Source organism: Polyangium jinanense (assembly GCF_028435365.1).
In genome coordinates, this window is sequence record NZ_JAGTJJ010000080.1 from 13,262 (window position 1) to 36,243 (window position 22,982).

The following is a 22,982-nucleotide window of genomic DNA, read 5'->3' on the forward strand; positions in this document are numbered from 1 at the left end:
CAACCACGGCGATTTCTCGGTTTGTCTGCGGAGGGCACGAGTCTTGCACACAACGGAAATGTTGGTTGTATCTCCGTGAAACATTGTTCCGCGGAGGACCGGGGCTCCGTTTTGTTCGAAAAGTGGTTCGATTTTGTGGCTCTTGCGGGACTCAACGCAGCGAAACAAGGGGGCGGATCCCGAAATTTGCACCCGTGGAATGGCTTTTTGGGGTCTGTCCAGGAACCGAGATGGTCGTCCCTGAGGCTCGCTGGTTCGGGCGTTGACAACAGTTCCGTTTAACGAAACGGAGGACGGGGGCCCGGGGACGACGCGAGAAGCCCTGGAGCGAGTCTCCCGCGGGGGATGAATCGGTCGAGGTTACCGCACGAGCACCCCGCGCAACGGGTCGCACTCGAAGAGCGTTCCCGCCCGGATGTAGCGGCGGACACCCCCTCGCTCGCGTGTCTCGTCCCCGATCTCGGCGAGATTCGCGCGCTGGGTCGCGACGACGGCGCGAGCCAGCGCGGAGCGAGTGCCGGCGAGCTCGCGCGGGTCGAGCTTGACGCACGCTTGATAACGTCGGCGACGGTGCGCACGCCGAGCGGTCCGCTCGACGCGCACTATGTCCCGCTCCGTGCGTGTGTCGTGGCCCTCGCCGCGGCGTGTCGGGGTGCCGCCCAGCGGCATTCGACGCTCTCCCACATCGCCGGGCGGACTATCGACATGGACAGATCCCGACAGCATGATCCCACCACCGGGACGATGGATCCCGGGCGAGGCGGCGCCCCACGGTCCCCATCGTCCATCTCGCTTCGATGCCTGGGGACCGATCCAGGGGGGACAACATGAATTACATCCGAATCCTCGCGGTATCACTCGCCGTCTCGGTGGCGTCTCCAGCTCTGGGCCACATGAGCGTGGCAGATTCGACGGAAGCGGTGAGCGAGCCGAGTCTCGGCGAGGCGGTGAGCGAGATCCGGGAGTATATCGTGCGCACCGGTCCCGGCTTCAACTTCGCCGTAGCGTACCGGCTGCCCGGGAGCGTCACGTTCAGCATCGAATGCACCACGTACGACACGCTCGGCAACCAATGGTACCGTCTGACGGACGGCAATTACATCGTCGCCGCACACGTGGTCAACCCGGGCAACCCCCCAGCGTGCTGACCTGATCTTCCCCCGCTCCCGTAGACAAACCGACTAGAACCGCGGCTGCGCCTCCGACGCCCTCGGGAACCTCGTGCGGCAGATCCACTCGGGTCCCGTGTTTCTTGTCCTGGTTGTCACGCGCGCGCATGTGTCGCGAGACACACGACCGCGAGACATGCGTGACAACACAACCGCGCGGCTTGGACGCTCGGGCCGCGCTCACCACTCACAAGGCGCGGATGGCGCTACTCGCATGCGACGTCGACAGCGCCCCGAGGGGGGCCCGCGCTACCGCACGAGCACACCGCGGAGAGGATCGCGATCGAACAGGGTGCCGGCCCGGATGTAGCGACGGAGCATCCCCTCGCTCGCGTGCCGCGTGATGCGCCCGAGCTCGGCCATGTTCGCGCCCTGGCCCGCGGCCGTCGTCGCGAACCCAGCGCGGAGCGAGTGCCCCGCGAGCTCGCGCGGGTCGAGCCCGACGCGCCGAGCGGCGCGCTTGATGACCGAGGCCACGGCGCGCGCGCTGAGTGCTGCATGACCGACGCGGCCCCAGCGGTCGACGCTGCGGAACACGGGCCCGGACGTGATCGCCGCGGCGTCGAGCCAGGCCCGCAGCGCTGCGACAGGGCAGAGCGAGCCCGGCGCAGCATGGACCGGAACCTCGTCGCCCGCGCCCTCCTGGTCGCTCTTGCTCCGCGCGACGAGCAGCGCGACGCACGCGTGCGTGCCATGCGACGTGATCGACGTGCAGCGCGACGAGCTCCGACCGTCGCAGCGCCGAGCCGAACCCCACGAGGAGCAGAGCACGATCGCGCATGCCGCTGATGTCGGGCGGTAGCGCGTCGATCATCTCGTGCAGATCGACCGGCGAGAGCGCCGCCTTGCTCCGCGGCGCGTCCCGCGCCGAGCACGGATGCCCGCGCGCACGTCGCGTACGGCTGGATCGTTTGGAGGCAAAGGAAAACGCGCGGCGCGGTGCTGGTCGACGATCGCAGCCAGCGCGACGTCGAGCGAGGCCGGCGAAAGCCCTTCGGCGTCGAGGTGCGCGAGGTAGGCCGCGACGACGAGCGGCGCGGCTGGGAGCTCGAGCGCGCCGTGCTCGTGCGCGTACGTCGCCCAGCGTTCCCACGCGCGAGCATACACGCGGCGCGTGTTCGGGGAGCGTGCATGGGCCGCGTGTTCGGCCGTGCGTTGGACGTCGCCGGCGAGGCCTGCGGGGAGCGTCGCCGGCGCGACGCGAACCAGCGCGGTCATGTCCGCGAACGCCTCACCACGTGAAACTCCGCGCAGAGGTAGCGGCTCTCGCTTGCTCCGGCGTCGGCCGCGGAGAGACACACTGTTCTGCTGGCGGCAACAATCGATCGAGCCGCGTGGTCCCGTCGCCGCGCGGACGAGCGAGCGCACTCGCTGCCACCACGTCGTCCGGGCAACGATGGGTCGAAGCCCCGCGGCACATCCCCACTCGCGAGGCTACGGGATGCAGGTATTGAGCACCACGCTCACGACATCACCGTAGTGGCAGGCGACGGCGAGGTCGGGCGTGCCGTCGTCGTTCAGATCGGATGCTGCGACCGAGATGGGCTTGTTACCCACGACGTAAGCGGCTTCCTTGGCGAAGGTGCCGTCGCCGTTGTTGAAGATCACGTGCAGGTTTTCGCTGGCGCTGAGGCCGCCGTGGTTCACGGCAGCGAGGTCGAGCTTGCCGTCGCCGTTCAGGTCGACCGCCGCGACGGACGTCGAGACCACGTTTGGCATGTAGCCGACCTTCTCGGCGAAGGTGCCATCCCCTTTGTTGAGGAGGACGTTCACTCCGCGCTCGTACCCGGTCGCGGTGGCGAGGTCGATCTTGCCGTCGCCATTCAGATCCGCCGCCACGATTTTTTCGGGGTGCCAGCCCGAGGAGATAGGGAGCTGGTCCTTGAAGGTCCCGTCGCCGTTGTTGAGGAGCAAGGTGATGGTGTGGCTGCTGTAGTTCGCGGCGGCGATGTCGAGCTTGCCGTCGTCGTTCAAGTCCGCGAGGGCGACCCCGTGCGGATTCGATTGCGCCTGGTAGTGGACCGGCGCGGCGAAGGTGCCATTGCCGTTGCTGAGGAGCACGCTCACGAAAAAGCCGCCACCGGCGCCGGCGGTGACGAGATCGGTATGGCCATCGTCATTCAGATCGCCGGCCGCGACATCGACGGGGTCCGAGCCGGTGGGGTGGTCGACCTTGGGGTCGAAGGTGCCATCGCCCTTGTTGAGCAGCACGCTGACGGTATGGTCGAGGTAGTTCGTGGCGGCGAGGTCGAGCGCGCCGTCGCCGTTCAGGTCGGCTGTGGTGATCGACCAGGGCTCGGTCCCCGTGGGGTAGTCGACCTTGGCGGCGAAGGTAGCATTGCCACCGTTGATCAGGACGCTCACCGTATTGCTGTCGCGGTTCGCGACGGCCAGGTCGGGTTTGCCGTCACCGCTCAGGTCCGCCGTCATGACCGAGTGCGGCCCGTCGCCGGCCGGGTGCTCCCTCGGCGTGGCGAATGCGCCGTTCCCATCGTTGAGCAGCACGCGCAGGGTAACGCCGTCGTTTTGGGTGACGAGGTCGGGCTTGCCGTCGCCGTTCACGTCCGCGCCCACGAGCGCCGAAATCCCGCCAGCGGGGTAAGTGACCGCAGGAGCGAAACTGCCATCACCTTTGTTGAGGAACACGTCCACGTTCGGGGTGGCGAGGTCGAGCTTGCCGTCGCCGTTCAGGTCCAGAGCTACGATCGATTTTGCATCACCCTTCGTAGGATAGTCGACCTTGGCGGCGAAGGTGCCGTCGCCATTGTTGAGGAGCACGCTCAGGGCGCCGCCCTGCTCGTTCGCGGTAGCGAGGTCGGGTTTGCCGTCGCCGTTCAGGTCCGCCGCCACGACCAGGAGGGGGAACGAGCCCGTCGCGTAGCCGACCTTGGGAGCGAAGGTGCCGTCGCCGTTGTTGAGGAACACGCTCACGTCGGCGCCGAAGTAGGTCGCGACGGCGAGGTCGAGCTTGCCGTCGCCGTTCACGTCCGCCGCGGCCACGGAGTCGGGTCGATAATTGGTTCCCGCGGGGTAATCGACCTTGGCGGCGAAGGTGCCATCCCCATTGTTGAAGAGCACGCTCACCGTGTTGTCGGCATAGTTCGCGGTGGCGAGGTCGGGCTTGCCGTCGCCGTTCAGGTCTGCCGCGGCCACGGAGTAGGGGTCGGCGCCGGTGGGATACTCGACGCTCGGGCCGAGCGTGCCGTCCATGAGGTTGAACCGCACGCTGACCGTGGCGCTGCCGCTGTTCGCGGCGACGACGTCTGGCTTGCCGTCGCCGTTCAGGTCCGCCGCAGCCACGGAGTAGGGCCTGATGCCCGTCGGGTAGTCGACCTTCGGGGCAAACGTGCCGCTGCCCTTGTTGAACAGCACGCTCACCGTGTCGCCGTTGTAGTTCCCGGTGACTACGTCGGGCTTGCCGTCGCCGTCCAGGTCCGCCACGGCCGCGGCTCGGGGGTAAGCGCCCGTCGTCACGAGCGGTGGCTGAGGGAGCCCGACCGTCCCGACGCAGGAGGACACGACACAGGTTCCACCCACGCAGGTCGAGCCGCCATTACAAACCACCGGATTGCCACCGGCGCAAACGCCGGCCTGGCACGTGTCCGTCTGCGTGCAAGCGTCGCCGTCGTCGCACGGGGCGCCTGCGGCCGTGGGCGCGTGGGCCGGCAGCTCACCGTCGCAGACATCGTCCGTGCACGGGTTCCCGTCGTCGACCGGGGTGCAGGTCATCCCGCCACTGCCGCCGCCCGCGCCGCCCGAGGCCCCGGCGCCACCAGCGCCACCAGCGCCGCCCGAAGCCCCGGCGCCGCCGGTACCACCGCTGCCGGTGGCGCCGGGGTCGCCCCCGTCACATCCAGCCCCAAACGAGCCGGACAGAAGGCAAAGGAACAGCGCCATCGTCGGAAACGACCGTGTCATTCGTGACCCCGCTTTCTGGCAGCACACGCACACCGGAGAAGGAAGACATAGACTGAACGGGGGTAGCCCACGTCCATGCGGGACGGTCTCATGGGCCTTTGGCAGGTGCAAGCCTGATGCGGCCTCTCGGTGATCGGCTGTGGTCCTGGGCGAGCCGCCGTGGGTGACGGAGCAGGGAATCCAACTCCGCTCCCGCTCCCGTCCGAGCTCACGAAGACGTACACAAGCCTCGCGAGCGCCATGCGGGACCACCTCGGCCTTGGCCTCGTCGTAGCGCTCTTTTACCTCGGCTTGAGCCTCCCGCTCGCGCATCTGTTGCGCAGCGTGGAGGAGCGGCTCGGATCGAAGGTCTGGCGCCCGGCTTCCGCTTAGCTTCGAAGGAGGGAACGGGCACGATGGTCCCCACGTGATGCAAAAGGCACGGCCGGGCCTGGGCCCCTTCGGCTGATGGCGATGTAGTGCGGCATCGGGAGTCGTTTCCGAAAAGCGTCGCGTGCAGGCCCCATCCTCCGAGCAGCAGGAAGCCGCTCCGCCCTTGGCACGTCCATTGGTTAATGGCCGAGCGCTTTCAGGCCACGACCGAGGCTCATCGGACGCGTGGAGGGGGCCCGGCTCTCCGCGCGGAAACGGCAGCGAGTGTTGGCCGGGCGCGTATGGCGGCCATGACAGCCATGACGGCGAGCAGCGCAGGAACAGAATTCGACTCGTGCCGGCTCGCCTGCACGGCACAACCACCGGACATCCCCGTGTCGGTGCCGCCGCCGGTGGCGTCATCAGGGGCCGGCTCCGGCGACGGACAGGGGTGCTCGGCGCGCCACGCCGCGAGCTGCGCGCGAAGCTGGGCCACGGGATCTTCGGGCCGCAGGTCGGGCAGGCTGATGCGCAGCTCGGTCCCGTCCTGCCATTGCACGAGCAGGTAGGCGCTCGCCGCGGAGATGCCGCCGTCTGTGCAGCGAGCGTCGCCGCCGCCGTCGGTGCCAGCAGCTTCCAGCGCGCGTATCAGCCGCTCGGGCAGATCACATCCGTCCTGTGCGGCGGAGGCCATGCCTTCGAGCACAGCTGGTCCGGTGAGCAGATTGCCCTGCACCGTGAACGCCACAGCTCCGCTCGAACCGGTGGCGTCGGACGCGTAGGGATTGGCCTCCGGGCCGGTGCTCGAAGCCGTCCGTCCCTCTGCGTCGACGATGCCGTATTGCATCTTGGGCGCGAGCGGGTGCGCCGACGAGTCGGTGACGGCGGCGAGGACCGCGGCAGGCTCGGCGCCGCCTGCGAGCATCTGTTCCCCTGCGGCGAGCGCGTCATCATCGAAATAGGCCTGTCCGACCAGCAGGCCGCGCCCAGGCGCCACACGTAGGATTTGGATGACCTCGTAAGGCACGCAGCTCGCGCCCGCGCTGCCGATTGCGCCGGCGTCCGTGTCGGCCGCGACGATGGAGAAGGTGGCGCCGGCAGGGGTGGTGAGCGCTGCGCCGGCGAGGGCGACCGCGATCGCGACGAACGAGCAAAAAAGGCGCATGGTATTTTCAAGACAGCGTACCGCGCCGCCCGCCCAACAACTAGGCTTCCGCCGCGATCTCCGCCAGCACCAGCCGAAATCCTGGCTTGCCTGTGCTCGACTGGTGCCCCGACATCGCAAACGTTCTTCGCCAGAAACATCGCGACGGACACGGCGACGGACCTACCGCATAAGCACGCCGCGCAGTGGATCGCGATCGAACAGGGTGCCGGCCCGGATGTACTTGCGGACCATCGCCTCGCTCGCGTGCCGCGTGATGCGCCCGATCTCGGCCAGGTTCGCGCCCTGGCTCGCGGCCGTCGTCGCGAACCCAGCACGGAGCGAGTGCCCCGCGAGCTCGCGCACGTCGAGCCCGACGCGAGCCGCGGCGCGCTTGATGGTCTTTGCCACGGCGTGCGCGCTCAGTGCTGCACGACCGACGCGGCCCCAGCGGTCCACGCTGCGGAACACGGGCCCGGACGTGATCGCCGCGGCACCGAGCCAGGCGCGCAGCGCTGCGACAGGGCAGAGCGGGCCCGGCGCAGCATGGACCGGAACCTCGACGCCCGCGCCCTCCTGGTCGCCTTTGCTCCGCGCGACGAGCAGCGCGACGCCGCGCGCGTGCCATGCGACGTGATCGACGAGCAGCGCGACGAGCTCTGACCGTCGCAGCGCCGAGCCGAACCCCACGAGGAGCAGAGCACGATCGCGTGTGCCGCTGATGTCGGGCGGTAGCGCGTCGATCATCTCCTGCAGCTCGGCCGGCGAGAGCGCCGCCTTGCTCCGCGGGCGCGTCCCGCGCCGAGCACGGATGCCCGCGCGCACGTCGCGCACGGCTGGATCGTTGGTGGGCAAAGGAAGACGCGCGGCGCGGTGCTGGTCGACGATCGCAGCCAGCGCGACGTCCAGCGATGCCGGCGAAAGCCCTTCGGCGTCGAGGTGCGCGAGGTAGGCCGCGACGACGAGCGGCGCGGCGGGGAGCTCGAGCGCGCCGTGCTCGAGCGCGTACGCCGCCCAGCGTTCCCACGCGCGAGCGTACGCGCGGCGCGTGTTCGGCGAGCGTGCATGCGCCGCATGTTCGGCAGCGCGTTGGACGTCGCCGGCGAGGCCTGCGGGGAGCATCGCCGGCGCGACGCGCACGAGCGCGGTCATGTGCGCGCACGCATGACGACGTGGAATTCCGCGGAGAGGTAGCGGATCTCGCTCGCGGCAACGTCGGCCGCGGTTGCAGCCTCGACAAGATCGCAGCGCGAGAGCGAGAGCAGGCGCGCGCGGTGCGCCTCCAGCAAGCGCGCCTTGAACGCATCGAGGTCCATTTCAACGGTGGCGCCGCTCGCGGCGAGCTCGTCGAAGAGAACCGAGACGAAGAGCTTGTCGGATCCGGACGTCGGCCAAGCGTTGCGCGAGCCGTTCGCGGCTGCCTGCACGCGCCGCGCGAAATCTTCAAGACCGAGGCCGGAGAGCGGTTGCACGCCGCGCCGCTCCTGGTCGCGCACCTGGCGCGCGAAGGCCTCGACGGACGCGAGCCCCGCGGGCGAGAGCTCATCGAGCAACGCTGTGATGTCCTTCGCGCTCATCGTCTTTCCTCGGTTCCTCATCGTCTCAGGTTTCGTTCGACGAAACGGAGCCCTGTCTCGGCGCGATCCCGATGTAGTGGGTTCCATGCTCGTCTTGTACGAGCATCGCGCGCTCTACTTCCGGCAGGCTCGTCGGGAAGTCGTGATGATGGAGGATGACCTTCCCTGCCCTCGAAAGGCGCAGCACGGCAGCATCGAAGCGCGGCGCGGGAAGCTTCTGCATCGTACGAAGCGTGCGCACGCTGAGCAGCGAGCCCGGAGGCTCGCGCGAAGCGAGCTTTCGTAGCGCTGAGAGCACGGCTTCATCATCGCCGCTGCCGTTCGTCGTGTTCGTTCGATCGAGCAACCTCGCGAACGAGAAGACCGTCCCCCGAGGTCCTCGAGGACAAAGCGCGGCGTCGTTGTCGCGCAAGAACTCGCTCCCCGCCTCGGGACGTAGCTCGATCATCGCCTGTTCGTGGAGAGCGAAGAGCGCGGCGTGAACGTCGTTCACCGGAACGCGCGGCACGAGGGAGCGAACGACCTTCGCGATCGAGATCAAGCCAAGGTGCGGATCGTGTTCGCGACGAAGAGCAGAGAGGACCTGTTCGAAGACATGCGGCGTGGGAGCCGAGGCCGGCGCGGAGGGTGACGAGCTCGGCGCGTGTTGCGTCGCGCTCATCGAGGGGTTCGGCGCGCTCGGGTGGTGGGTTGTTTCCGATCCCGCTGGGGCGCTTTGCTCGCCGGTTGCCACCCAGGCCTGCGCGTGCACGTCCGCCGCTGCCGTACTCGCAAACGGGCCAACGACATCCCACACCGAGCGCCACAGATCCACCTCTCGCTCGCACGTGGTCCGATCGTTGGCGTAATCCGCCGGGATTCGCAGGCGGGTGCCGTCATGGCACGTCTTGCGCGCGTAATACCAGCCAGCCCCATCCCCACCCGTGTCCGTGCTCGTTGGGCAGTTCTGCCCAGCACCCCCGCTCGCATGGCGCGGGCGGCTGTTCGCGCGTGGTTCGTCCTTCGCGAAGGTGACGATGGAGGGGGTGCTCCTCGCGAGCTCGGCGCCCGAGCTCGGGCCCGTTGTCGAGGTCGGCCCGCCTCGCGCGAGCCATGCGCGAAGGAGCGCGGAGCGGTCCTTGTGGCCCTGCTCCGTCACGAGCTCATCAAGGCGGCGCTCTTCGTCCTCGGTGAGGCGAAAACCAACGATCCGAGTGGAGGCAGCTGATGCACGCGGGGGACGTCCCATCGGTTCCGTTTAACGAAACGCGAAAGGGGTGGTCAAGCTGTTCTGTTTTGGAAGGCGGCTGGTTCCGCCGTTTCGCCGGGCTCGCGCATGCGAACTATATCGTTAAACGAAACCGCGCTACCGCCCAGGGGATGAGTCACGTACCGGCGAGGTGTGTGTACGCGATCCCTTCACTCCCACCCGTTGCAAACGCGCGAGGGAGGAAAGGAGCGGATGTCCTGCCCGACGCGGCACTGCGTCTCCACGTCAATCGTCGTGCCATTGTCCCCGTGGTTCGCGACCGTTCCGGGATACCAAGTTCCGTCGTCGTCCTGCCAGCGCACGCGGCAGCCGCCCCCGTAGCGCAGTCGTTCTTTGTTCGTGGTGTCTTCGTTCACGGTTCCTCCATGAACTCTCATGCCCAGAAACTCTCAGTTCCCGGAAAGCTACGGCACGGGACTGCGTTCATGGGCAGTACGTGTTATCAGGTCGACAAACCCCGTCGCCGCAGTGACATGAGGTTCCGGGTTTGCATGTTGCACAGGTATTCTTTGGGGGCGGTGGTGACGTCGCCACGCCAACCACTGTGGTGCTAGCCAGAATTGCTCCACCATCTTGTGCAGTGCGGATGCGAAATTCGTATGAGCTACCGGCTTGAATCCACGGAGCGTTCTCGCAATAATTGCCCGCGTCGCTTTCTTTCGTGAAAAGCTGCTCTGCTGCACCGTTGTGACTGACCTTGATCCAAATTGGATAATTCATGTTAACGGTGCTCCAGCAGATCTTCGCATTTCCGAGATTGCCTGGCACAACGCTTACGCTTTGCGGGGTGGCGGAAATCGAAGCACTCGGCGGGATCCATGTGCAAGAGACCGCATTGGGGCACTGGCCAGCACAAGTGGTGCTACATGCGAAGTTCTGCAAGTAACCAGGTGGGCACAGCATGCCACACGTTATCAAAGCCTGTTCCGTCTCTGCTGTCTGCTCCGACTCATCATACGTAACGGTTGTATCATCTGCGGCGATATTATCTGCGTCAGTGATACACCCAGAGACAAGGACAATGGGTGCTGTCAACGATACCATGGCAGCAGCCCAACTGAACTTCGTTCGCGTTGTCATGAAATAAATCCTTTGCGACTCTTGTGTTAATCGCAGTTTACATCATGGCGGAATTACCGTGCGATGTCCACAAAACTGTAGCTTGAGGGCCTTTCTTCACGGCGGGTGCCTCTGACAAGATCGACGATCGCGCAAAGCAGACTCGCCCCTTCTCACCGGGATTATTCCGCTGACAAGGTAACATGGTTGACCTGCCGATTCCGCCACCACCGCCAGGTCCCGCGAGGAAGCTCCGGAGCACTCTCCCCCTCGGGGAGATGCAAATTTCGTTAAACGAAATTTGCATCAGGTCTCATGCTCGAAAAGCATCAATTATCGAGCGCCAGATGTTGGGGGCAGCTTAGTGTGCACGTTATCACTGACACCGCCGTACCTTGGCGCAGATAGGCCGACATGGAGGATGAGTCATGGCGAGGGGTGCAACTGCACCAATACGAGGAAATGCGGTTCTTCCAATCTCCGAGGTCGGGGTTGCGCCCTGACAGCGGCGACTACTATCTGGATCAGCGCCGAGGCGGGGGCCCGGGCGAGTTGCAAATGCACTCATATGAGGAGATGCGGTTCTTCCAATCCATGAGGTCGGGGACGTCCGACACCAGGACAGTGGTCTCCCCTCCAAAGTTCACGTTCTCGTATACTTGGAGGAAGCAGTCCTCCTCCACCGTCACGGACGACACCCGATCGTTCCAACGGCTGCCGATGTTCGCGACCAGGTCGCCGTCCTGGGCTACCACCCCATCGCCTCCGAAATTGACGTTCCGAAACATGTGCGCGCACGTCTGTGCCTGCGCCTGCGCGGCGAGACCGAGCGCGCCGCACGCGACGAGTCCCATCCATACTGTTTTCATGGCTTCCCTCCTCACGGGCCGCCCGTGCTGGATCCATGGTGCAGGCCGGTAGCCCGTCAACCGCGCGCGCGATCTTCTTCCGCGTCGCGCCCGGAAAGGCTCGCCGCGCGCGCGCGCGCCCGCGCCGCGCCCTGGAACGATCGGGTGTCGGCTGTGCTCGCGAAGGCCTCGAACAGCTCGCCGTCTTCCCCGAACCTTCTTCCCCGTCGCGCCCGGAAAAGTTGGCTACGCCGCCGTTGGGCTCCAAGCCTCCTCGATAGATCACCACCGCCAGGTTTCTTTCGGCGCGTTCGTCGAACAGCTCCCTGTCTTCCCTGGCGCGCGTCCTTGCGTTCGAGCGGGTACGCACGTAGCGCGACCGCGCGCCGGGCTGCGACGTCAGCCCAGGCCTCCACGCGCGGGATCGGCCATGGCGAGGAGCTCGCGCTCGTGTGGGTTCTTCGCACATCACTTATCGAGCACAAGACGTTGGGTTCATCTTAGTGTGCACGCCGTCACTGACACCGCCGTACCTTGGCGCAGATGGACCGACATGAAGGATGAGGCATTAGGCCCGCTGGGATGAAAACCGACGGTTGAGTTTCCCCGAGCAATCGGGGGTGTAGATGCTTTTGTACATCAAGGTCCGCTCGGGAATTTTGCAACCTTTTTTGACGAGGGCCATCCGCGCGCGCCGGGCGCGTCAGAGCACATGCAATGATACGAGGAGATGCTGTTGTTCCACCTCTCCCTCATGAAGGGGTAGTGTCCTTCGCGCAAGGTAGTCGACGACCCTCCAAAGTTCGTGTCATGCCACACGGTGAGCGTGCACCCCCGCTCCACCTTCCAGGACGACACCCGATCGTTCCATTGGCTGCCGATGTCCGGGACCTTGGGGCCCGACTGGACTTCGAGGACCTCGCCTCTGAAAGTTTCGTCGTCATACAGGTACGCGCACGTCCGTGCCTGCGCCTGCGCGGCGAGGCCGAGCGCGCCCCACGCGACGAGCCCCATCCATACTGTTTTCATGGCTTCCCTCCTCACGGGACCTGCGGTCGTCAAAGAAGCGCCTGCCGCCCATGCTGGATCCATGGCGCAGGGCCGGTAGCCCGTCAATCGCGCGCGCGTCCTGGCGAGCATATGCAATAATACGAGGAGATGCGATTTTTCCAAGGTCCGAGGTCGGGGATCTCCGGCGCCCCCAGTCTATTGTCCTCCCCTAAATAGCTCACGGCGTCGAATACGTAGAGCTCGCACTTCTCCGCCACCTTCACGGACGACACCCGATTGTTCCAGCTGCCCATGGCCGGAACCTGGTCACCGTCCTGGACTTCCAGGACCTCGCCTCCGAAATTGACGCCCTGAAACATGTACGCGCACGTCTGTGCCTGCGCCTGCGCGGCGAAACCGAGCGCGCTGCACGCGACGAGCCCCATCCATCCTGCTTTCATGGCTTCCCTCCTCACGGGACCTGCGGGCGTCAAAGAAGCGCCTGCCGCCCGTGCTGGATCCATGGCGCAGGGCCGGTAGCCGGTCAATCGCGCGCGCGTCCGTCCTCCGGAGGGGGGCCCTCGGGGCGGACTGTTCTTCGAGGCCGCGCACATACGGCTCCCATTCACGGGCTGCGACGTCAGCCCACGTTTCCACGCGCGGGTTCGGCCATGGCGAGGAGCTCGCGCTCGTGTGGGTTCTTCGCACATCACTTATCGATCACCAGATGTTGGGGGGCACCTTAGTGTGCGCGCCAGCGCGGACACCGCCGTACCTTGGCGCAGATGGATCGACATGAAGGATGAGGCATTGGGCCCGCTCGCGGGGATGAAAACCTACAGTTGAGTTTCCCTTAGCAATCGGGGGTGTAGCTGCCGATAAGGCGGATCACATGTTCGGCTGTGATCCTGAAAGCTAGGTGCACACGCACCCATACGAGGAGATGCGGTTCTTCCACGCTTCGAGGTCGGAGACCTCCGATACCAGGGCCTTGTATTCCCCTTCAAAGCTCACGTCCTCGTATACATAGAGCACGCACCCCTCCCCCACCACCTTCACGGACGACACCCGATCGTTCCAGTGGCCCATGTCCCAGTTCTGGGCGTTGTACCGGACTTCCAGGACCTCGCCTCCGAAATTGACGTCCTGAAACATGTACGCGCACGTCCGTTCCTGCGCCTGCGCCTGCGCGGCGAGGCCGAGCGCGCTGCACGCGACGAGCCCCATCCATACCTTTTTCATGGCTTTCCTCCTCACGGGACCTGCGGGCGCCAGCCGCCCATGCTGGATCCATGGTGCAGGCCGGTTGCCCGTCAATCGCGCGGGCATGTCCCGAATGCAGTGGAGGATTGAAGTACGATCGGTCGGCGACTACTATCTGGATCAGAGGAGAGCGGTTCTTCCACTCCCCGAGGTCGGGGACGTCCGCCCCCAGGACAGTGTGCTCCCCGTCAAAGTTCACGTTCTCGGCCATCTCCACCATCGCCATCGGCGTGCGCAGCGCCCGCGCCGCGCCCTGGCGCACGTCCTTGCGCTCAGTTCTTCGCAAATCACTTATCGGTAGTGAGAACATCGGTCAAGAACACCACGTACGCACACATCCGGGACGCTAACCGCCCAAGCTTCGCCGCCGCCTTCTCCCAGACGTTCGACGGGTGGATTGCGGGGCGGTGAGGGCCCGTCACCCCCCGCAGCCGTCGGGCATGTACGATATCATCCACTTGCCGTCGGGGCCGCACGTCGCCGTCACGTCTAACCCGCCGCAGTCGGGGATCGCTTGACACGCGTGTCCCATTTCCTGATTGTTGGGGCCTCACCCTTTTCTTCAGGGAGGTCCCATGGCGAAGCTTTCTTCTTATTGCATTGCGGCAGGCGCCCTTCTCCTCCTCGCCCCGAGCGCGGCGCTCGCGCAGGCCGACCAGGCGGCGCCGCCCGCGCCCGAGGGGCAGCCTGCTGCGCCTGCGGCGGCCGCGCCGGCCGCGGCGGCGCCAGCGAAGGCCGAGTCCAAGGAAGAAGAAAACACCAAGGACAAACCTGCGCCGAACTCGGTCTTCGCGGAGGGCCTCGGGGCGGGGCTCTGGTACTCGATCAATTACGAACGCCGCGTCATCGACGACCTCGGCGTGCGCGTCGGGATCAGCTACATCTCGGTCGGGGCGACGGTCTCGACGGGCAGCGCCTCGTCGAGCGCGAGCGCGAGCCTTTTGACCTTCCCCATCACGGGGAGCTACCTCGGCGTTCGCAGCGGCAAACACGCGCTCGAGGTCGGCGGCGGCGTCTCGGTCACGTATGCATCCGCGGCGGCGTGGGCGAGCGCCTCGGGCCCGGGCATCGGCGCGTATGGCAACGTGATGGTCGGGTATCGCTTGCACCCCGTGGACGGCGCTGGTTTTCAGTTCCGCGTCGGCGCGATGGCGCTCATGGGCCCGGGGTTCAACGTCTTCGGCGACGACCCCAGGTCCTTCGGCGTCCTGCCGTTCGGATACATCAGCTTCGGCGCGGGTTTCTAGGCCGAACCCCGCGGCAAGAGCAGCGGATTGAAGGGCGTTTCCCCCATCCTCACGTGCGCCGCGTAATCGTAGGCGTCGTCCGTCGCGGCGATGTGTTGCGCGGCCGCGTAGCCCGGGGAGCCAGCCCGCGCCGCGGCGGCGAGCAAGGACCGCAGCGTAGACTGGCCCTTTGCGCGAGTTCGGCGTCGCCGTGCCCTGGCGTTCGTGCTCATCGTATGCCGCCCCCTATCGTCGGCCTGCGCGGATGAGCGCGACGTCCGTGCTCATGGTGGGATGGTACTTCGACCACGGCGCGTCCGTGATCATATTCGACGCCGACGAGGCATTTCTTGCCGATACCGGCGTGAACGGCGAGGGGCTTTCGGGGATCAGGCGCGGCGTCGAATACGGCGGCCGCGCGTCACGATGAAGCCGAGGCCGAGGAGCAAGAGCGCCCCGCGGTTGTGATGGCCGGGCTGGTCACCCGGCACGCTGCAATCACAGCCACCCTCCTCGGAAGTCGAGCCGCCGCCGGTACCGGAGCTGCTGCTGCTGCCGGCGCCGCCGCTTCCACCGCTGCCGCTGCCACCGCCACCGCTTCCGCCGCCGCCACCGCTTCCGCCGCCGCCACCGCTGCCGGCGCCGCCGCTGCCGCCACCGCCACCGCTTCCGCCGCCGCTTCCGCCGCTGCCGCCGCTACCACCGCTGCCGCCGCTACCACCGCTGCCGCCGCTGCCACCGCCGCTTCCGCCGCCGCCGCCACCGCTTCCGCCGCTGCCGCCGCTGCCGCCGCTACCGCTCATGCACACGCCGCCGGTGCAAGTGCCGGCGCTGCATACCGTGCCATCCGGCGCGCTGGTATCGACGGGACAATCGTTCGCGGCGCCGTCGCAGCTCTCGGATATGTCGCATTCGCCGGATGCGACACGGCATTCCGTGCCCATCGCGACCTTCACGTCTGCGGGACAGTCGTTCGTGGCACCGTCGCAGCTCTCGGCGACGTCACACGCACCCGCGCTCGCGCGGCACTCCGTACCCGCCGCGCGAGGCGCGCAGGTTCCATCGGCAGCCGCGCCCGCCGCCATGCTGCACGCCTGGCAATCGTTCACCGCGCCCCCGCCGCACGCCTCATTGCAGCAGACGCCATCCACGCAGAATCCGCTCACGCAATCCAGGGCGACCGTGCAGGCGCCGCCTTGGGGTGTCGGGCTCTGGAACACGTACGCCGCTCCGGCGTCGAGCCCCTTGTCGTCGTCGGTGCTCGCTCCGGCGATCACCGTACTTCCCGAAATGGCCACCTCGCGGCCCAGAAAATCGCCCGGCTGGCCGTCGCTCGCCTGGAATTTCGTTTGCTCGGTCCACGTCGCGCCGCTCCGCGCGAAGAGATATGCTGCCCCGCAATTCGTACACTGCGCGTCCGCGAGTCTCGCGCCGAGGACTGCGTGGTTGCCCGAGATCCCGACCGCGACGCCGACCTCTTCGTTTTCTTTCCCGTCGCTCGCCACGAGCTTCGCCTGCTGGGTCCAGACCGCTCCGCTCCGCGCAAAGACGTACGCCGAGCCGGAGTAGAGCCCCAGGGGATCATCATTGGGCGCGCCGAGGAGCGCCGTGTCCGTCGATATCGCCACCGAAAAACCGAGCCAGTCGTCCGCGGCCCCGTCGCTCGCGACGAGCTTCGCCTGCTGGGTCCACGTCGCGCCGGCCCGCACGAAGACATAAGCCGCGCCCGCGTCCTCGCCCTTGTCGTCATCCTTGAAGGCCCCGACGAGCGCCGTGTCCCCGGAGAGCCCGACCGAATAACCAAAGTAGTGGTTGGCCTCGCCGTCACCAGGTACGAGCTTCGCCTGCTGGGTCCACGCGCCGTTCTCCGCGAAGACATAGGCCGAGCCCGAGAACTGGCCATTCGGCGTGTCCTCGGCTGCTCCGATGAGCGCAAAGGTTCCGTCGATCGCGACCGACCTGCCGAACCGATCGCCCGTCGTCCCGTCATTCGCCAGAAGCTTCGCCTGCTGGGTCCAGACGCCGCCGCTCCTCACGAAGACATAGGCCGAGCCGCCACTCGGCTTGTCGTTGGGCGCCCCGACGAGCGCCCGATCCCCCGAAAGCGAGACAGCCGAACCGAACTGGTCGTAGGCCGCGCCGTCGTCCGCCACGAGCTTCGCCTGCTGCATCCAGACGCCGCCGTTCCGCACATAGACATAGACGGAGCCCGCCGATTCGCCCTTGTCGTCGTTGAAAGGCGAGCCGACGAGCGCCGTGTCCCCCGAGATGCTCACCGAGGTGCCGAACAGGTCGCCCGCCCCGCCGTCACCCGGCACGAGCTTCGCCTGCTGCTGCGTGATCAGCGGATCGATCTCCACGGGGTACACGGCCCCCGCGTCGTCCACGTGAATGGCGAGCCGCCCCTCCGTGAGCGAAAGCCAGGCCGAAAGCTCCCTACCCGTCGCGTCCTTCACGTAGAGATCCGAATATGCGAGCGCTCGGGCGCCCCCGACGTGGGCGAGGTCGAGCCCCTGTCCGCGCCCATCGCCGTCCGCGTCCACGAGCGCGGCCCGCAGGTCGCCGCCAACATCGAGCGTCACGACCTTCGTCCCTGTACACGAAGGTGCCCGCGCGAGCGTGAACCCCTGCTCGAGCCCGAGCGGCCCATTCAGGTACCACTCCGCGAGGCCCTCACGCTCGTAACGAATGAGGTTCCCCTGCGCCTCGGGCGCAGCCGCGCCGAGCGCCTCCACTGCGGACTCGCATCCGAGCCCCGTCGCGCGCATCGAAAATGTGAAGCCGCCGTCGTGCGAGGTCACGGAAACCCCCGCCGCGTCGAGCGTCGTCGAAAATCTTTGCGCCTCGTTGTCAGCGCGAACGAGCCCGCGAGACGACGTCACCGCTGCATATCGAGGCGAGGCAGCGCGCTGCGTGGATGCGATGTACGCCGCGCGTAGCTCGCTCGATATCGTCGCAGATCCGCTTCGCGACGGCGGCTCGATGGAGCTCGCCGGAGGACCTTCGGGTGCTGGCTCGCCGCCGCAGGCCGCCGTGGCGGCGCCGACGCCCAGGGCGAGGAGGGAGCAGCGCCACCGCGCGAAATGCATTCGCTCATCTTTCATTGCACTCTCGCTTCGTTCGTGTATCGACCGCGCACCCGACGTCCGAGGGCGAACGGTCCCGGGCAGGGAGGGTACCCGATCCCGGCGCACCCGTGCAGTCGTTTCTAGGTCCGGGGTGACGGAAGCGGAAGCAGAGGCGGCAAGCGGGAGACGAATGCAAACGCAAACGCGCGTGCGACGGGTTTTAGTAGGTCGGACCTGTCTCCGCGGCGAGCTTTTCGAGCGCCTTCTCTCATGTGGCTCCGCGCTCGTCGTCCTGCCAGCTCGTGGCCACGCTGTCGCCGCGGCTCACCTCCCCGATATGCGCCATGGCTTCGGCGTGCGCGGGGCTGCCGACGAACTGGTATATCGCTTCTTCGTCCTTTCAGACGGTGAGCGTGCGGCCCCCCCATGATGGTCCGCGCCGTCCCTCGCCACACGCCCGCGAGCCGCGCGAGGCGCTCGTGCTCGCTGTCACGCTCGTAGGGCCCCATCCGCTCGGTTTCGAGGTTCACTTGTTCCATGCGACGCAGGATAAAGGAACGCGCCGTGGACATCCCAGCTCACCCGCGCTAGCCCGGCTTCCTCCGCGTCTGTCATGCCCGCTCCCCTCGCCCCGCTCTTCGGCTTCACGCCCTCGAACAAGCGAGGCCGGCGCGAGCCCCTTCGGCGTCAGGATGTGCGAGGTAGGTGCGAGGAGCTGCGGGGAGCTCGTGAGCCCCGTGGTCTTGCGCGTGGCCGTCCAGTGAGCGTACGCGCGCTTTGTGTTCGGTGAGCGCGCGAGCGCCGCATGCTCGCACGCTGAAGGTCGCCAGCGAGGCCGGCGGGGCATCGCCGGCGCTGTTGGTAATCCCACGCAAGCGCGCGAGGTTCAGGCGGATCCCGTGCCTTCCAAGGCGCTGTAGAACGCCTCCAATCATCGCTCCACTCCAATCGCCTTGAATGCCGCCTCCGCGCCGCCGTCGAGTGGCACCGCGAGCAGCCGCGCAAGGGCCAGAATCGCCGCCGGCCGCGTGTCCGCCCAGTGGCTCGGCTCGATGCATGGGGCCGCCGAGCCATGCGAGGCGTCCTGGCAAAACGGCTCGGCACCGCGTCCCCGAAGCGCCCGCGCGAAGAGCTCCGCGCGCTGGACTGGGTCGAGCAAGGCCGCGACCGCGTCGTACCGCGTCGCATCCCGGGCCTGCCGTGGCCGCTTCTGTAACTCCACGCGCCCGACCATCTTTCGCCAGTAGTAGTGATACGGCTGCTGCGCGTACCTGAGCGCCCACGCGAGCGGGGCGCACGCCTCGCAGGAGCCGCAGACGGGCGCGCAGGCGATCACCGGCGCCTCGTCAACAGCCACCGCGTGGCTGCCACCAACCCCTCATCATGAGCGCTAATGCGCTTCGCGCTTTTCTGGCCCACAACACCCGACCGCCGACAGGGAGGAGCCTCGGCGAGCTGATGACGTTGGTCCTCGCCCGCCCACACCCCGTTCGCGATGTCTGAGAACGCGTTGCTGCTGCCACTGCCGAGGCGGCGACTGGCGGGATCGCGGAATTTTGTTGAACGAAACCCGGCTCAACGGTCACTTGTCCAGGCCTGCCCCCAACCTCACAGGGTGAACACTGGGGTCACAGCATCCGCTCGACCACCGACCGGGCCATGACGGAACGGGACTTTAGGATCGTACGGGTGGGTATGTGCAGTAATCACGGCATAGTACTCCCCGGTACATTTGTCGCATTGAGAGAACGTGATGCTCGTCCCGGTCGTGTAAAACTCCGTGTGCGGATACATGCCGCAACCACCTGCAAAGCAGTTCATGATACGGACCCGATAGAACGTAGCCGTCCCGAGGGCTGGGGGGTCCCAGGAGATTGTAGGCCGCGTCCCCACACCTTCCAGCGTGTTCGTGGCTGGCATGCCTGCAATCTTGACGTTTCGCGGTGGGCTGATGATTGGTTCCACGATTCCGCCATCGACCGAGTCCACCAACGAAGACACGATAATGTAACCGGACTCTGTCCACGAAGCACCACCTAAGCTCATGGGGACAGTAAACTTGAGAAATGCTTGTGTGATGGTTGCGTAGCTCGACGGGAACGGATTGCCGTATTCGAGCGAATACGCTTCGTCGGTCGCGTCGTCGCCATCCGAGAGCGAAAGCAGGGTCGGACGTGGGGAGGTGGCAGCCCGGTCCTTGCCTCCAGGCTCTGCCAGCAAGAAGAAGGCGTGCTGCGAGGGCGTAGCTGCGGGGTTTGCAGCTAGCAAAGAACTGACAAATGCCGTTGGTTTCCAGGTGAATGACAATTGTGTTTGCGGCAATGCTGCCAGGGTGCCGGTTACTACAGCGGGCGGGCCCAGCGGATCTACCACGACCCCGGCTATCTCAGTGGATCGTGCGACTGCTCTGTATGAGCGATAAGCGGCCGGGTCGGGAATCATGTCGCGTGCCGTGAGCTGAGTGAGTACCACCTTATCGCCCTTGGATCCGTCAACGATCCCCCTGTCATCTAGCTTCAAGAGATCTGCACTGTAGTTACTCAGTGACGTCGTGCCCTTGGTTGGCTTGGCTTGCGCCATGACGTCAAGCCGACCATCGGCATACCCGCCCAGCGAAAAGAATCCGAGACTATCGCCTGTATCCCAAGCTTCGAGGTTGTCGATGTTTGCTGATATGGACAACGACGCTTCTACCGGCTCGACATCCGGACGACCACCGAACACGTCCCCGAGATCGAAGGTACGTTCAGATGTGACGATGACACGTTGGCCTACTCCAAGGTAATACTCACCATATGGTACGTCTGGAATCGAGAACGCACCTGTTGCTTCATCGTAACCGCCATAAATTTCGTCGAAAGAGCCATCTCCCTTCGGAATGAGAGCCGTTATTGGCAGGTAGGATGGAACGCTGTAAATTCGCGGGACGTCTTTGATCTCGCCGGTGTCGGTGATGTAGACGTCCGTGTACGTCCCAGTAACAGGGCCAGCCGTTCCACCCGCGCCGCCCCCACCCGTTCCACCAATTCCACCCGTGTCGCTGGAGGTACCACTGCCACAAGCTGAAACAAGCAGCGACAAGGTCAGGATGGCCATTGGGGCGTGATGTTGCATGTATAGGTTCATCTGTCGCTCCTGTGGGTGAATGCCAAGGGCATGCCTGACGGCGACTTGGAAGGGAGATCGTGTCAAGTCTCCGCCTTCGTGGCGTGGCCATCATCTCTGTGCACGGAGAACGTCCCGTAACACGTCGTCATAGCTCAGTGCAAAACCCCGATTCCGGATTACAGCGCTTGAAACCAAGACTCTTACAGTCGATCTTCTCCATCCGGCCCGCGTTGCAGATCACCACCGAGTCGCCTTCGCAAGTCGACGCTGGGTATTTATAATGTACCGGATCGAATGGATCGCACTCCGCGGCAAAACCGCAATACGGCGGCGTCCCGTCGATGCACGAGAAGCCTACCCCGAGCGTCGAGCAGTCGAGGAGGTGCTCCCTGCCACCCATGCACGTGCGCAGCGTGGTTGTGTTTTCGCAGGCGATGCCGGAACGATAGTCCACGCCGCCTGTGGTGGGAGGGTAGACGTTGCACTCTGGCCCAGCGCCGACACAGTTGACCCTGGGGTATTCCTCGCGCGTCTGGCACGTGAGGCCAAAGTCTGAGCATCGCGGCGTGGTCAGGATATAGTCAATGTTACAAAAGTGGGGGATGTCGTCGACGCAGTTGTCGACGTAGGTATCATTATCGCAAGGAACCTTTGAGTCCGCACACCAACCATTTTCCGAATCGATGCAGTTCAACCCAAGGCCAGCGCAATTGTAACGTGACTGCGGCACGTCGGCGAAAACCATGACTCCATCTTGGCACCCATACTCCAACGGAACAGCGTCCGTGGTAGCGAACCCGAGACACTGCTCGACGGCTCTACATCCGTTCGCCTTGTCCTTGAAACACAACGTCCGCGCGTAGACGGCCCTATCGCCGTCGTCCGATGGGGTGTAGTTGTAGATATTGTCAATATGCGCAGAAATAGTTTTTGGGATGGTATCCATGCAGCTCATAAGAAAGACCGCCGCCTTGACTACCGCGTCTGGATCTTTGGGACCGGGAGGATCCTGGGGCTTGAAACCACCAAGGTCCGGAGGTGGGGGTGGTGGCGGAGGTGAAAGCGGTGCGATGCAGACCCAGTCAGCGTCAGCGCTCGGGAACGGCTTGCGGTCCCTGTTGTCGACGCGTTTGTGACCAGGTGGGCATGTGCTGTCGCATCCGGCGAGAGCAACGATCCCGAGGCTCGCGAAGACCAACAACGAGATCCATCGAGCTTTCATGGCAAGTCTCAGAGGTCTTGAAATCAATTGTTGCGCATGGATGAAGGATTACAGCACCACGTCTCGGCTTTCGTCTCGTCGGGCTCTACGGTCCCGACGGGCACGCCTCCACCGACGAGTTCGCACGTGCCCGGAACGAACTGGAGATCCAGGAGTTGCTTGCTCCCGATCGGTCGGCCTGAAGGGATGATGTCGTCGCAGTCGGGGGATGTTGAGTCGATCCCCTGCATGTGGAATGGCTGCGTGCAAGCGTCGTCTTCGTACACGGCGAACGTCGCGTAACACGAGCCTCCGGATGCCTTGCATTCGCACGATGTGCAGCCTCGCGAGTCGATCTTCGCATCGTACGGGTACACGATGAACCGCTCGGTGTACAAATCGCCCGCGCAGGGGTGGATCCCCTTGTCTTGGCTGCGCGCGCAGTATCTCCAACTCCCGCCGTCCTCGTCGGGCGCCACGTCGATCGGCAACTCGAAGCGACACGCAGCGGTTGCGCCGCACGAGCCTGGTTCTCCCGCTTCGCTCCCGTTGCACGAGAGAGTGACGCTGCCCCACCACGGCGCGGCGTCGTTCGAGGAGGAAGGTGCCTTGGGCTTGTTCGAGGAGGGAGCGTCCTCCCTCGCCGAGGGCTCGGGCGGCGTGGATGGCGGCAGGGGCTCGCATCCCACCCCCACGGGCTCGGGCAATGCGGAGATGGAGAGCGACTGTGCGCATAGGACGCCGCTCCCTGGCGGGCACTCAGCGCCAGCCGGGAGCGCGTTCGCGCTCGTGCAGGAGCCATCCCAACTCG

Annotated in this window: 21 protein-coding genes; 4 read left to right on the top strand and 17 right to left on the bottom strand. The window is 65.8% G+C overall.

All coding sequences use genetic code 11. The features are described from left to right. The first annotated feature begins 827 nt into the window (after positions 1-827). Positions 828-1,148: a hypothetical protein gene (locus tag KEG57_RS50010; RefSeq protein WP_272459877.1), complete on the top strand. Its 321-nt coding sequence runs from the start codon at positions 828-830 to the stop codon at positions 1,146-1,148. A gap of 270 nt (positions 1,149-1,418) precedes the next feature. On the opposite strand, the gene KEG57_RS50015 is transcribed toward KEG57_RS50010, so the two are convergent. From KEG57_RS50015 to KEG57_RS50025, 3 genes are all read right to left on the bottom strand, one after another. After that, entirely contained in the window at positions 1,419-1,940 is a 522-nt protein-coding gene (locus tag KEG57_RS50015) for a tyrosine-type recombinase/integrase (RefSeq protein WP_272459878.1), read from the bottom strand. Between the two features lie 39 nt (positions 1,941-1,979). Next, positions 1,980-2,387, bottom strand: a complete 408-nt coding sequence (locus KEG57_RS50020; protein ID WP_272459879.1) for a site-specific integrase — start codon at positions 2,385-2,387, stop codon at positions 1,980-1,982. A 216-nt stretch (positions 2,388-2,603) separates the two neighbouring features. Next, the gene (locus KEG57_RS50025; protein WP_272459880.1) at positions 2,604-5,087 is read right to left on the bottom strand and encodes an FG-GAP repeat domain-containing protein; all 2,484 of its coding nucleotides are present in this window, start codon (positions 5,085-5,087) and stop codon (positions 2,604-2,606) included. Between the two features lie 159 nt (positions 5,088-5,246). Here KEG57_RS50025 and KEG57_RS50030 point away from each other — a divergent pair, with 159 nt between their 5' ends. Continuing rightward, positions 5,247-5,459: a hypothetical protein gene (locus KEG57_RS50030; RefSeq protein WP_272459881.1), complete on the top strand. Its 213-nt coding sequence runs from the start codon at positions 5,247-5,249 to the stop codon at positions 5,457-5,459. 214 nt (positions 5,460-5,673) lie between these two features. On the opposite strand, the gene KEG57_RS50035 is transcribed toward KEG57_RS50030, so the two are convergent. From KEG57_RS50035 to KEG57_RS50070, 9 genes are all read right to left on the bottom strand, one after another. Next, positions 5,674-6,603, bottom strand: coding sequence for a DUF1028 domain-containing protein (locus KEG57_RS50035; RefSeq protein WP_272459882.1), 930 nt, complete (start codon positions 6,601-6,603; stop codon positions 5,674-5,676). Positions 6,604-6,765: 162 nt separating this feature from the next. Next, positions 6,766-7,734, bottom strand: a complete 969-nt coding sequence (locus KEG57_RS50040; protein ID WP_272459883.1) for a site-specific integrase — start codon at positions 7,732-7,734, stop codon at positions 6,766-6,768. Next, complete coding sequence (locus KEG57_RS50045) at positions 7,731-8,159, bottom strand: hypothetical protein (RefSeq protein WP_272459884.1); 429 nt, start codon at positions 8,157-8,159, stop codon at positions 7,731-7,733. The genes KEG57_RS50040 and KEG57_RS50045 overlap by 4 nt, the downstream gene beginning before the upstream one ends. A gap of 25 nt (positions 8,160-8,184) precedes the next feature. Beyond that, positions 8,185-9,297, bottom strand: a complete 1,113-nt coding sequence (locus KEG57_RS50050) for a hypothetical protein (protein ID WP_272459885.1) — start codon at positions 9,295-9,297, stop codon at positions 8,185-8,187. 260 nt (positions 9,298-9,557) lie between these two features. After that, on the bottom strand, positions 9,558-9,764 hold the full coding sequence (locus tag KEG57_RS50055; protein ID WP_272459886.1) for a tudor domain-containing protein: 207 nt from the start codon (positions 9,762-9,764) through the stop codon (positions 9,558-9,560). Positions 9,765-10,991: 1,227 nt separating this feature from the next. After that, entirely contained in the window at positions 10,992-11,336 is a 345-nt protein-coding gene (locus tag KEG57_RS50060; protein WP_272459887.1) for a peptidase inhibitor family I36 protein, read from the bottom strand. A 618-nt stretch (positions 11,337-11,954) separates the two neighbouring features. Then, positions 11,955-12,455 (bottom strand): beta/gamma crystallin-related protein, encoded by a 501-nt coding sequence (locus KEG57_RS56350; RefSeq protein ID WP_372518280.1) that lies wholly within the window; start codon positions 12,453-12,455, stop codon positions 11,955-11,957. Beyond that, positions 12,428-12,766 (bottom strand): peptidase inhibitor family I36 protein, encoded by a 339-nt coding sequence (locus KEG57_RS50065; protein ID WP_272459888.1) that lies wholly within the window; start codon positions 12,764-12,766, stop codon positions 12,428-12,430. Before KEG57_RS50065 ends, KEG57_RS56350 begins: the two co-directional genes overlap by 28 nt. A 454-nt stretch (positions 12,767-13,220) precedes the next feature. Then, positions 13,221-13,547, bottom strand: coding sequence for a beta/gamma crystallin-related protein (locus KEG57_RS50070; protein ID WP_272459889.1), 327 nt, complete (start codon positions 13,545-13,547; stop codon positions 13,221-13,223). 596 nt (positions 13,548-14,143) lie between these two features. Here KEG57_RS50070 and KEG57_RS50075 point away from each other — a divergent pair. Beyond that, positions 14,144-14,815 (top strand): hypothetical protein, encoded by a 672-nt coding sequence (locus tag KEG57_RS50075; RefSeq protein ID WP_272459890.1) that lies wholly within the window; start codon positions 14,144-14,146, stop codon positions 14,813-14,815. On the opposite strand, the gene KEG57_RS50080 is transcribed toward KEG57_RS50075, so the two are convergent. Beyond that, positions 14,812-14,961 carry a hypothetical protein gene (locus KEG57_RS50080; RefSeq protein WP_272459891.1) on the bottom strand — a complete coding sequence of 50 codons (150 nt, stop codon included), beginning with the start codon at positions 14,959-14,961 and terminating at the stop codon, positions 14,812-14,814. The two genes, KEG57_RS50075 and KEG57_RS50080, sit on opposite strands and share 4 nt — an antisense overlap. A gap of 98 nt (positions 14,962-15,059) precedes the next feature. On the opposite strand from KEG57_RS50080, the gene KEG57_RS50085 reads away from it, so the two are divergent. Continuing rightward, the gene (locus KEG57_RS50085) at positions 15,060-15,224 is read left to right on the top strand and encodes a hypothetical protein (protein ID WP_272459892.1); all 165 of its coding nucleotides are present in this window, start codon (positions 15,060-15,062) and stop codon (positions 15,222-15,224) included. On the opposite strand, the gene KEG57_RS50090 is transcribed toward KEG57_RS50085, so the two are convergent. The 4 genes from KEG57_RS50090 to KEG57_RS50105 all read right to left on the bottom strand — a co-directional run bounded on the left by KEG57_RS50090 (position 15,184) and on the right by KEG57_RS50105 (position 21,715). Then, the gene (locus KEG57_RS50090) at positions 15,184-17,898 is read right to left on the bottom strand and encodes a hypothetical protein (protein ID WP_272459893.1); all 2,715 of its coding nucleotides are present in this window, start codon (positions 17,896-17,898) and stop codon (positions 15,184-15,186) included. The two genes, KEG57_RS50085 and KEG57_RS50090, sit on opposite strands and share 41 nt — an antisense overlap. An 895-nt stretch (positions 17,899-18,793) precedes the next feature. Then, entirely contained in the window at positions 18,794-19,219 is a 426-nt protein-coding gene (locus KEG57_RS50095; RefSeq protein WP_272459894.1) for a hypothetical protein, read from the bottom strand. Positions 19,220-19,470: 251 nt separating this feature from the next. Then, complete coding sequence (locus KEG57_RS50100; RefSeq protein ID WP_272459895.1) at positions 19,471-20,976, bottom strand: hypothetical protein; 1,506 nt, start codon at positions 20,974-20,976, stop codon at positions 19,471-19,473. A gap of 139 nt (positions 20,977-21,115) precedes the next feature. Then, a complete protein-coding gene (locus KEG57_RS50105) occupies positions 21,116-21,715 on the bottom strand; it encodes a hypothetical protein (RefSeq protein WP_272459896.1) in 600 nt (199 codons plus the stop codon). Positions 21,716-22,982: the final 1,267 nt, after the last annotated feature.

Coding starts and splice junctions, on each gene's coding strand:
- KEG57_RS50075 (WP_272459890.1), top strand. CDS start 14,144: ATGGCGAAGCTTTCTTCTTATTGCATTGCGGCAGGCGCCCTTCTCCTC.
- KEG57_RS50025 (WP_272459880.1), bottom strand. CDS start 5,087: ATGACACGGTCGTTTCCGACGATGGCGCTGTTCCTTTGCCTTCTGTCC.
- KEG57_RS50010 (WP_272459877.1), top strand. CDS start 828: ATGAATTACATCCGAATCCTCGCGGTATCACTCGCCGTCTCGGTGGCG.
- KEG57_RS50040 (WP_272459883.1), bottom strand. CDS start 7,734: ATGACCGCGCTCGTGCGCGTCGCGCCGGCGATGCTCCCCGCAGGCCTC.
- KEG57_RS50085 (WP_272459892.1), top strand. CDS start 15,060: ATGAGCGCGACGTCCGTGCTCATGGTGGGATGGTACTTCGACCACGGC.
- KEG57_RS50045 (WP_272459884.1), bottom strand. CDS start 8,159: ATGAGCGCGAAGGACATCACAGCGTTGCTCGATGAGCTCTCGCCCGCG.
- KEG57_RS50065 (WP_272459888.1), bottom strand. CDS start 12,766: ATGAAAGCAGGATGGATGGGGCTCGTCGCGTGCAGCGCGCTCGGTTTC.
- KEG57_RS50070 (WP_272459889.1), bottom strand. CDS start 13,547: ATGAAAAAGGTATGGATGGGGCTCGTCGCGTGCAGCGCGCTCGGCCTC.
- KEG57_RS50105 (WP_272459896.1), bottom strand. CDS start 21,715: ATGGTTTTCGCCGACGTGCCGCAGTCACGTTACAATTGCGCTGGCCTT.
- KEG57_RS50100 (WP_272459895.1), bottom strand. CDS start 20,976: ATGCAACATCACGCCCCAATGGCCATCCTGACCTTGTCGCTGCTTGTT.
- KEG57_RS56350 (WP_372518280.1), bottom strand. CDS start 12,455: ATGCTCGCCAGGACGCGCGCGCGATTGACGGGCTACCGGCCCTGCGCC.
- KEG57_RS50060 (WP_272459887.1), bottom strand. CDS start 11,336: ATGAAAACAGTATGGATGGGACTCGTCGCGTGCGGCGCGCTCGGTCTC.
- KEG57_RS50090 (WP_272459893.1), bottom strand. CDS start 17,898: ATGAAAGATGAGCGAATGCATTTCGCGCGGTGGCGCTGCTCCCTCCTC.
- KEG57_RS50035 (WP_272459882.1), bottom strand. CDS start 6,603: ATGCGCCTTTTTTGCTCGTTCGTCGCGATCGCGGTCGCCCTCGCCGGC.
- KEG57_RS50020 (WP_272459879.1), bottom strand. CDS start 2,387: ATGACCGCGCTGGTTCGCGTCGCGCCGGCGACGCTCCCCGCAGGCCTC.